Here is a 9,143-nt window from a genome sequence, read left to right on the forward strand (position 1 = left end):
ATTCTTATTGTGTTCATTATATAGAATTTTCCATTCACGTATCTTGTTTAAAATCTCTGAAAAACTACCACTATTTGGTTAGAGAGATAATATGTTTAACAGTATACGAACGCGAATTGCGGTGAGTGCGGGCGGAGCGATGGCTTTCACTCTGTTAATCGCCATGGGAATGACGACCAACGCATTTACCGATGTGAATAAACAAGTCACTGAAAAAGTAAAAACGCAGCTGACAGAGGCCACTGCTACGGATTTACAAAACACGGCACTTCAACAAGGTTTGAACATCGCTAACCAGCTTAACCCCGTATTAGCGAACCTTAAGCAAGTGCGCTCAATCATCGAATTAAGTTCAGAAACCGACGCAAGTGCAGAGCTTATCGTGAAACAGTTTACTGCGGCACTGGAAGCACAAAACAAAGCTGTATTTGCGGGTTACATGGTTTGGGAAGATAAGACATGGTCACAACAGTCTGTCTTGAATAACGAGCTCAACGTGAACAGCGAAAATGGCTCAGATACGTCGCTGATTTCAGATAACCAACAAGACTCGAACACCGAACTGAGCATTAACACAGAATCAGACTCGAATATCGAATCTGGCTCAAACATCGAGTTAAGCTCAAACACTGAGTTAGGTTTTAACAGTCAAGGCTACCTTGCGCCTTTCTTCTCTCCCAATGACCAGAACAGCTTTGATGCTGTCGCAATGGAAAGCTTTAGCAATACCGATCTCAACAGCAACGGTGAGCGCAAAGATGACTGGCACTTAATGCCATATCAAACAGGTAAAACGTTTGTGATGGAACCGTATTTTTATTCAGTGCGCGGCAAACAGGAGCTCATTACCACCATCAGCCAACCAATCAAACATGACGGAAAAATCATCGGCTCGCTAGGCTTTGATTTATCCCTACATGAACTCCAAAGCCAAAGTGAGTTACTTGCGCGTAACCTGTTTGATGGCCAAGGAAAAATCCTAATCACTTCATGGAAAGGCATTACACTGGCCAACAGCCGAGCTGGAAATATGGTGGGTAAAAAAGTCTCTTCTGAATTGGAATCTGAATGGTCAAAGATTCAGTCTATCGCTAACAGAGAAGGCGCCGGTCTTGTGACTTTCGGCGGCGATGAGTACGCGATTACTGCCATTGATACCAGTGATGCGCCATGGGTAGTCATGGTGTCTGTCCCTAGTAGTCACCTAGCCAAAAGCGTCAATGACTACACCGAGTGGAGTGATGCTCAGAATTCAAAAGCACTTGAAAAAGGTGTGTGGGCGGGAATCATCGCCGCTCTTCTAGGCATTGCCTCAATGGCATTCATTGCTAACTCTTTGGGCAAGGTTTTGAACAACTTAGTGGAACGCTTTAAAGATGCAGCACAGGGTGAAGGTGACTTAACTTATCGCATTGAAGTGAAAGGTAAGGATGAAACCGCTCAGCTTGCACACTGGTTCAATACCTTCCTATCTCGCATACAAGAGATGCTACTTACCGTGATGGTAACGGCTGACCAAGTGGATAAAAACGCGACAGAAGGCCAAGCTCGTGCTGAAGTTTCACGTGACCAGCTGAATTCTCAAGTTAACGAAGTGAACTCACTTGCCACCGCTATCAATGAAATGAGTGCAACAGCGCAAGAAGTGGCGAACTCAGCGGTTCAAGCAGCGGCAGCTGCAAGCCAAGTGCAAAGCAACAGTCTCAATGGTATGACGCGCATGGACAATGCCGCCAGTGCTGTAGACAGCTTGGCTGTGCAGGTTAACGATGCGCAGCAACAAACACAGAACTTAGTCGATTCGAGCACCGCTATTCAGGGTATCTTGAGCGAGATTGGTGGCATTGCAGAGCAAACTAACTTACTTGCACTGAATGCCGCGATTGAGGCAGCTCGTGCAGGTGAGGCTGGTCGAGGCTTTGCAGTGGTTGCTGATGAGGTTCGTAACCTAGCGAATCGAACTCAAGGTTCAACAGAAGAGATTCGCTCTATGTTGGCTCGCTTAGAACAAGAGACTCAATCTATTGTGGTACTGATGGAGCAAAGCCAGAATCAAGCGAACAACACAAAAAGTGAAACCGAAGCTGCACATCAAGCCTTGTCTGAAATCAACCAAGCGATTGAAGTGATTAATGACATGAACAATCAGATCGCTTCCGCGGCTGAAGAACAAAGCTCTGTGTCAGAAGAGATTAACCGCAATGTAGTGATCATCAATGACACAGCAGTGGAAGTGATGGATACCATGACTTCATCAGTAGCAATCAGTAATGAGCTGACAGTGAAAGCCGGAGATTTACACGGCGAACTGAGTAAGTTCAAGCTTTCTTAATTACCAACAGCGTCTAACAATAACTAGGCCGAGAAACACTATGTTTTCGGAGAAACGCAACGTTCTTCGTAAAACACCATGTTCTCGGCCTATCTATTTTAGCTCCGCGCTCAACATTACCCTCACCGAGCAAAAGTCTAATTGGAGTCCAACTCCACAAGTTGGTTAAGCACTTCTTTGTCTAACACTGGGTGATGTTTGCTCGCTAAAATCAGCACAATATCCACCGAAGGCAGTGGTGGCATATCTTCCAGAATGTTCAAATCAGAAGTCACACTCAGCTTACCCATCGCGCCAATCGCTAAACCCGCTTTAACAATGGCACGTTGCGCCGAAGCGGTATTACTGCACGCCAACAACTGATAAGGCGTACCCTGTTTAGTTAGGCCATTCACCGCCGCTGCATGGTATTTACAATCAGTCTGGAACAGAGCAAGTGGAACAGGTTTAGAATCATCAAACACAAAATCAGGGCTGCTTATCCATACTCCCACATCACTGGTAAGCCAATAGCCCTCTTCACTGTCAGGCGCTCGGGTGACAATTGCAGCATCAAGCCTACCATCATCCAACCACTCTCTGAGCGTAATGCTTGGTAGGCTGAATACTTGAATAGAACAGGTGGGTTCTGCTTTCTGCAACAGGCGAATCACTTTTGGCAGAATAGTGTCATTGTAGTCTTCAGGGCAACCGAGTCTTAGAGGTTGTTTGTCTTCGTAACGCTTTACTTGCTTGAGGGCGGTATTGTGGAGGGCGACCAACTGTTCAGCATGAGAACGCAGCGCTAAGCCAGCCTCTGTCAGCACGAGATTACGGCCTTCTTTCTGGAAAAGGGTCACGTTGAGTTCTTCTTCCAGTTTGCGCATCTGCGCACTGAATGCCGATTGGGTGCGATTTATCTGTTTCGCTGCACGAGTAAAGCTACTGGTTTCTACAAACGCGAGAAAGCCTCGCAAAGCATCAATATCCATATTGAAATCACCACCCATCGTTTTTATTAATGTATTGCATCAAAATTATCCGTTAGTGCGCCGCAATACAATCCCCTAAGCTCAAATGCATGCCCCTAAGGCTCAATACCTTACCCTAAGTCTCAAAGCATCCACACTAAACGCAAGGAAGCAACTATGCAGCTTTATATTGGAAACCAGAACTACTCAACTTGGTCATTGCGCGCATGGCTAATATTCGACAACTATAACCTCAATGCGGAAGTCATCAAGCTCAAGCTATTCACGTCTGATTTTTACGACACACTAGCTTCAGTGACACCAACAGCCAAAGTTCCAACCCTGGTTGACGGTGACGTTGCTGTGTGGGATTCACTGGCGATTCTCGAATACGTTAACGAAGCTTACTTGGACGGCGCAGCATGGCCTAAATCAGTGAAAGAACGCGCCCATGCCCGAGCAATTTCTGCAGAGATGCACTCTGGATTTTTTGCCGTAAGAAATGAAATGCCGATGAACTGCCGCGCTCAACGAAAGCTTGCTTTGAGTGGAGAGGCATTGAAAGACATCGCCCGTATTGATGCCATATGGTCGACGCAAATGGAACAATATCCAGAAGGTTGGTTGTTTGGTGAATGGTCGATTGCCGATGCGATGTTTGCACCTTTGGCATTACGCGTTGAAACCTATGGCATCAAACTTTCAGAGAAGGCATCACAGTATCAGCAACGTGTACTCAACAGCCCATCAGTAAAAAAATGGTTGGCAGAAGCGAACTTAGAAACCGATGTGGTTGAAGAGGACGAGGCGGGAGAGCCGGTATAAATAGATTAAAAAGAGTCTCGATGCGATATCGAGACTCGTTCATTATTAGATGATTTGAAAGCGATTTCCTTACTGGCTATTCTGCCGCAACGCCGTCTTTATGATCATTCGGTTCAAATTCTAAAATATCACCAGGTTGGCACTCTAAAACTTCACACAGCTTGTCGAGCGTCGATAGCCTTACGGCTTTGGCTTTATCATTTTTTAATACGGACAAGTTGGCTTCTGTTATCCCAACTTCTTTTGCCAATGTCTTTAATCGCATTTTCCGTTTGGCCATCATAATGTCTAAATTAATGCGGATAGTCATGACAAGTCCTTTAAATGGTTTGGCTATGTTCGTCAGCCAGAATATAACCTTCTTTCATCACCCACGAGATGATCAAAATAATTATACCCAATATCAGTGTTAAAAAGTCCATACCAACGAAACTAATCTCAAAGATACGGTCACCTGGTGGATTATTGAACGACAGAATCACTGACATCAATGAACCATAGATAACTGAACCTAATACCCAATAAAACAAGCTATATCCGAGTTTCTGATAGGACATTGCGTTTTCTAAAGAGAAGATTTCACCTCGCTCATAGTTACGGAATAGGCGTATCAGAACCGTTAATGCATACATAAGAATGCTCGACATCGCCAAACTGGTGAACATTGCGATGATTCTTGTTGTCGTAGTAAGTGGAGAGACTGTGAGTGGGGAGGTTATAAAGTAATCCATCTCGATGGAAAACTGAATAATGCCCATCTCACTAAGAAAGTCATAGGGTGTTTGAACCGTTAGCCAGAAGTAACACACCATGATAGGAGTGAGTGCAAGAAAGGACTGAAGTAGCATTCGCACACGGCGACTTTGTTTTTGAATCTTAGACATACTTATATTCCTGTTGAGTTGATAGAAGAATATTAAGATCAAAACAAACGATGATCAACAACAATTTATCGATAAACGATAAATTATTGTTTATTTGCAATATTAAAATGAGTAAGACCCAGATAGTCCTACATCTACACCACAAATAATTTGGTCGATTGTGATCGCCTAATCACAATGTGCAGATGTGATTGTTTATATTCAACTAAATTCAAATAGTTAAGATAAACGTTATGTTACGAGCAACCATCGTATTACTCAGTGTCACTAGCTTGGCCGTATCTGCCAATGTCACCCTTCCCTCTGGAGAAGACTGGATCAATCATGCTTCTGAAGGGCTCGCACCTTACTGGCTTATGCCGAGCGCACAGGGAGAACCGATAGGCAATTTCCCTACTTTCCGCTGCGATGATGGTACCTTGCTCGATGTATCTGATGTGTGTCCTGAATTGAACAGAGGCTGGATCACTCCCCACTTTGGCAAGGAGTTTACGCGTATGAAATCACGCCAAACCTATGCCTACGGCGTGCTCTATCACCTTACTGGAGACAAACAAGCTTTAGCGCTTGCCAAGCAAGGTGCCTACTACCTCATTGATCAACTAGAAGATAAGAAAAATGGTGGCTTTATTGGCTACACAAAAGAGGGAAAAGCGGGTCAAGATTGGCAGCAACGTACCTCTCAAGATCAAGCGTATGCGCTGGTTGGACTCGCGATGTACTACTACCTGACCCAAGACAAAAAGGTAGAAGAAGCACTCATCGCCCAACAAGCTTTTATCTTTGATAAATATAGACTTAGCGACAACAGCGGTCTTGCTTGGGTACTCGCCGACGGTGAAGATGGCAGTGAAAAACGACGTGAACTGGTCGCGCAACTTGATCAAATAAACGGCTACCTGTTGTTAGTCACTCCTCTGCTCAAAGAGCCCGTCAAAGCCAAATGGCTTGATGACTTAAACTGGCTCACGCAAGCCATGATTGATCACTACCACTCTGAAGATGAACAACGCTTCTACGGCGCAATTCACGACAAAGCGGCAATGATGCCGAATGCCAATCACAATGATTTTGGGCACACCATTAAAGCGTATTGGATGACCTATCTAACTGGTCATGCATTAAAAAATTCCGATTGGTCTGAGTTTGGTTTAGACGGTATGAAACACACTTTGGCTCAGGCGCAATATCAAAAAGATTTTGCCAATGTATCTAACTACTTTGGCGAGCGACTTCAGAAGATGTGGCAAGGGCAAGATATCACGGGCTGGCAAAGCAGACCTCACAGCCAATGGGCGTCATCATGGGAATGGGCTGAGCTTGATCAAGCTGCGATGACGGTATCGCTTATCGATGGTTCAATGAAAGACGTACTGCAATACACCCTGCCCACCTTTCATGATGTATGGGTAGATCATAAGTACGGTGGCGTTGGGCTTGAGCCTAAGCGTACTAAAGCTTTCCATTGGGGCAATGGCTACCACCAATTTGAACATGCGCTGATTGGCTATTTATATGCTCGACAAGAGGAAGGTAAATCCGCTGTACTTCACTACGCAAGGCCAACCAACAGCAAGATGCCAATGGAACCTTATTACTATCAAGGAGATGTAATTAAATTAGAGAATCAGAGTGATGGAACGCAAAAGGTCAGTTTCAACAACATTCGACCTTGATACCTGATATTCACTCATCGGTACTTTTAGACGTGGTTAACGACTAAGACGGAACTGATGAGTGGCTAGCTGTTGACAAAGCCTGAAAAGAAGATCTTCAGGCTTTTGAAATACCGTTGAGCAACATTTATTGGTAGGATTTTAAATGAATACATAAGCAAGTGAATCTTGTCGGATCTTCAGTTAAACCATATACGTCATCACGAAATCACTTCTTATTATTCTGCTCAACCAACTTTTCATTCCACGCTTCGTTGCCGTCTCGCTTACTGACATCATACTCAGAGCAGAACTGCGATATGGTCATGTTGTTATCGCCAGTTGCTAACTTTAATGCCAATTGAACTTGTTGAAGTTTGCTTTGCAGACGAAGGTTTTGACCTGCCTTTGGGCTTTTTTCTTTAGCAAACTTTAAAGCAGCATGCTTACGTTCGGCAGCTCCCGCTCGGCGATCCGCTTCTGATAATAGATATTTTAGCTGCGCGACACTCTTGCCCTTCTTAAAGGCAGGCTCAAGCAACTCAACGCATTCATCAAATGATGGATTTATAACATATGGATCAATTCTATGCGCTTGTTGGCGCATCCACTCTAGCGCGAGCTTTTCATCTGACATAATTACATCTTTACCAAAGAAATAGCCGTACATGGTATCGCTCAATAGCAAACCGCTGCAACAACAAATTAAGCTACAGTGTCACATTTAATTTCAAGAAAATTGCAATTTTCTAAAAGAATCCTCCTTTCACAACCACTTATTCAAACTGGATGATCGGAATAAAGCGATGCTGCGTAGATATGTTTTAGTTTGGTTAGTAAACAAGTCGTCGAAAACAAAAGTGAGAAGAAGAGAAGATATGAAGGCAATGACCCTTTCAAGACAAGATATCAAAGCAATGGACCAGCGTGAGCGCGCTCGTTTAATTAACTCCTTATCGGGGTTTAAAAGCGCAAACCTTATTGGCACCTGTGACAAGCAAGGGCTAGAAAATCTTGCAGTAGTGAGCTCCGTGGTTCATTTGGGGTCGAATCCACCTTTACTTGGCTTCATCATCCGGACTGCGGAAAGTCGCCGTCATACACTAGAAAATATCCTAGAAACTCAACACTTCACTATCAATAGTATCGGGGCGGGCTTTGTTCAAAAAGCTCATCAAACTTCCGCTCGTTATCCTAAATCAGTCTCAGAATTTAACGCGGTCGGTCTCACGCCCTATTACGATGATGTGTTCCCTGCTCCCTTTGTTTTGGAAAGCCCTCTGAAAATAGGCCTGGCCTTCAAAGAGCAGATAACAATTGAAAGTAACCAAACTCAAATGTTGATTGGTGAAGTTGTTACAATTCACGCGCCAAAACGTGCTGTGATGCCGGACGGCTACCTAGATTTAGAAGCGTTAGATTTAGTCACAATTTCAGGGCTAGACAGTTATCATGTCACGCAGAGGTTACATCGTTTAAGCTATGCAAAACCAAATAGGGCACTATTTCCACTGACCCACGAAGGCAACCCAACCTCATGGGAGGCTTTCGAACACAATCTCGCTCATTTTGTTCGGTAATTTACTGACAAAGGTGCTAACTTTCCCAACTTAACCCTGTGCACCATACAACAGCGCTAAACTACATCTATTTCCAAGGACCCTTTTGAAGTTAACCCACTTTAAATACAAAACGCGCAAAGGCCCAGACTACCGACATGGCGATCAGGTGTCATTCATGGACATCAAACAGACCTTCGGTATGGGCAGCATTCGTGTGGGCGCTTGGGTAACGAAAGAAGAGAAAGAGCTCGCTGCAAATCTGATATTCGACTCGTTAGCAGACTTGGCTTATATCTTGGCTTTGCCACCAGAAGCGATTGGCCTTCGCGGCACATTAGGCTTAGCGTTCGGCAGTGGTGGCAGAAAGGGTGTACAAGCACACTACGCGCCAAACCAAAGAGAATTAGCCCTCGCTAAAAATGCAGGTGCTGGTGCGTTAGCGCATGAGTTTTGGCATGCGTTTGACCACTACATTGCCGAAAAAGCGTTTGAGATTGGTGACACCTCCGGTCCTCGCAAGAAAATCTTGTTCGCCAGTGACTGTTGGCTACACGATAGAAAGGTGCGACCTCATCCATTAAACGAGAGTTTGATGTCTGTATTCGATGCCACACTACTCAGTGACAACAACCTAGATAAGCACGATTACGTGGCTCGAAGTGTTATTGCCGACAAAGCGATGTCGGCCCGTTACTTCTCACTACCAACAGAGATGATGGCGCGAGCCTTTGAAGCTACGATTGAATCCTGCTCAGATATCGAGAATGCTTACTTAGTCGATGGCACGACCAAACCAGATATGTTCCCTCTCTATCCAGACCTCAAGCATCGCAAAGAAATTAATAAAGCGCTGCAAGGTTACTTCGCGCCGTTGGGTCGATCTCTAAGTAAATCGCGTTAAGACAAAACATGGCGCCGTCCTTACAATCAAAGGT

At 44.6% G+C, this 9,143-nt stretch carries 8 protein-coding genes and 2 pseudogenes; 6 read left to right on the forward strand and 4 right to left on the reverse strand.

Features of this window, described 5'->3' with window-relative positions:
* Nucleotides 1–91: 91 nt before the first annotated feature.
* Both AB4653_RS17980 and AB4653_RS17985 read left to right on the forward strand, forming a co-directional pair.
* Nucleotides 92–481: pseudogene (locus tag AB4653_RS17980) on the forward strand (methyl-accepting chemotaxis protein); the annotation flags it as partial.
* Nucleotides 482–625: 144 nt separating this feature from the next.
* Nucleotides 626–2,332: pseudogene (locus AB4653_RS17985) on the forward strand (methyl-accepting chemotaxis protein); the annotation flags it as partial.
* Nucleotides 2,333–2,469: 137 nt separating this feature from the next.
* Here AB4653_RS17985 and AB4653_RS17990 read toward each other — a convergent pair.
* The gene (locus AB4653_RS17990) at nt 2,470–3,321 is read right to left on the reverse strand and encodes a LysR family transcriptional regulator (protein WP_102258269.1); all 852 of its coding nucleotides are present in this window, start codon (nt 3,319–3,321) and stop codon (nt 2,470–2,472) included.
* 138 nt (nt 3,322–3,459) lie between these two features.
* Here AB4653_RS17990 and AB4653_RS17995 point away from each other — a divergent pair, with 138 nt between their 5' ends.
* Nucleotides 3,460–4,107, forward strand: a complete 648-nt coding sequence (locus AB4653_RS17995) for a glutathione S-transferase family protein (protein WP_102258270.1) — start codon at nt 3,460–3,462, stop codon at nt 4,105–4,107.
* A gap of 76 nt (nt 4,108–4,183) precedes the next feature.
* Here AB4653_RS17995 and AB4653_RS18000 read toward each other — a convergent pair whose 3' ends face one another.
* Together AB4653_RS18000 and AB4653_RS18005 are read right to left on the reverse strand one after the other, a co-directional pair.
* Nucleotides 4,184–4,417, reverse strand: coding sequence for a helix-turn-helix transcriptional regulator (locus tag AB4653_RS18000; RefSeq protein ID WP_009846209.1), 234 nt, complete (start codon nt 4,415–4,417; stop codon nt 4,184–4,186).
* Between the two features lie 10 nt (nt 4,418–4,427).
* Nucleotides 4,428–4,991 carry a DUF2975 domain-containing protein gene (locus AB4653_RS18005; RefSeq protein ID WP_009846208.1) on the reverse strand — a complete coding sequence of 188 codons (564 nt, stop codon included), beginning with the start codon at nt 4,989–4,991 and terminating at the stop codon, nt 4,428–4,430.
* Between the two features lie 233 nt (nt 4,992–5,224).
* On the opposite strand from AB4653_RS18005, the gene AB4653_RS18010 reads away from it, so the two are divergent.
* Complete coding sequence (locus AB4653_RS18010) at nt 5,225–6,667, forward strand: N-acylglucosamine 2-epimerase (RefSeq protein ID WP_102258271.1); 1,443 nt, start codon at nt 5,225–5,227, stop codon at nt 6,665–6,667.
* Nucleotides 6,668–6,875: 208 nt separating this feature from the next.
* On the opposite strand, the gene AB4653_RS18015 is transcribed toward AB4653_RS18010, so the two are convergent.
* Nucleotides 6,876–7,283: a hypothetical protein gene (locus tag AB4653_RS18015; RefSeq protein WP_026012354.1), complete on the reverse strand. Its 408-nt coding sequence runs from the start codon at nt 7,281–7,283 to the stop codon at nt 6,876–6,878.
* A gap of 241 nt (nt 7,284–7,524) precedes the next feature.
* Here AB4653_RS18015 and AB4653_RS18020 point away from each other — a divergent pair, with 241 nt between their 5' ends.
* A complete protein-coding gene (locus AB4653_RS18020) occupies nt 7,525–8,226 on the forward strand; it encodes a flavin reductase family protein (protein WP_009846205.1) in 702 nt (233 codons plus the stop codon).
* Nucleotides 8,227–8,311: 85 nt separating this feature from the next.
* Nucleotides 8,312–9,109, forward strand: coding sequence for a CLCA_X family protein (locus tag AB4653_RS18025; protein ID WP_032555113.1), 798 nt, complete (start codon nt 8,312–8,314; stop codon nt 9,107–9,109).
* Nucleotides 9,110–9,143: the final 34 nt, after the last annotated feature.

Origin of the sequence: Vibrio sp. 10N.222.48.A3 (assembly GCF_041475345.1) — a bacterium.
GTDB classification, from domain to species: Bacteria; Pseudomonadota; Gammaproteobacteria; order Enterobacterales; family Vibrionaceae; genus Vibrio; species Vibrio tasmaniensis_A.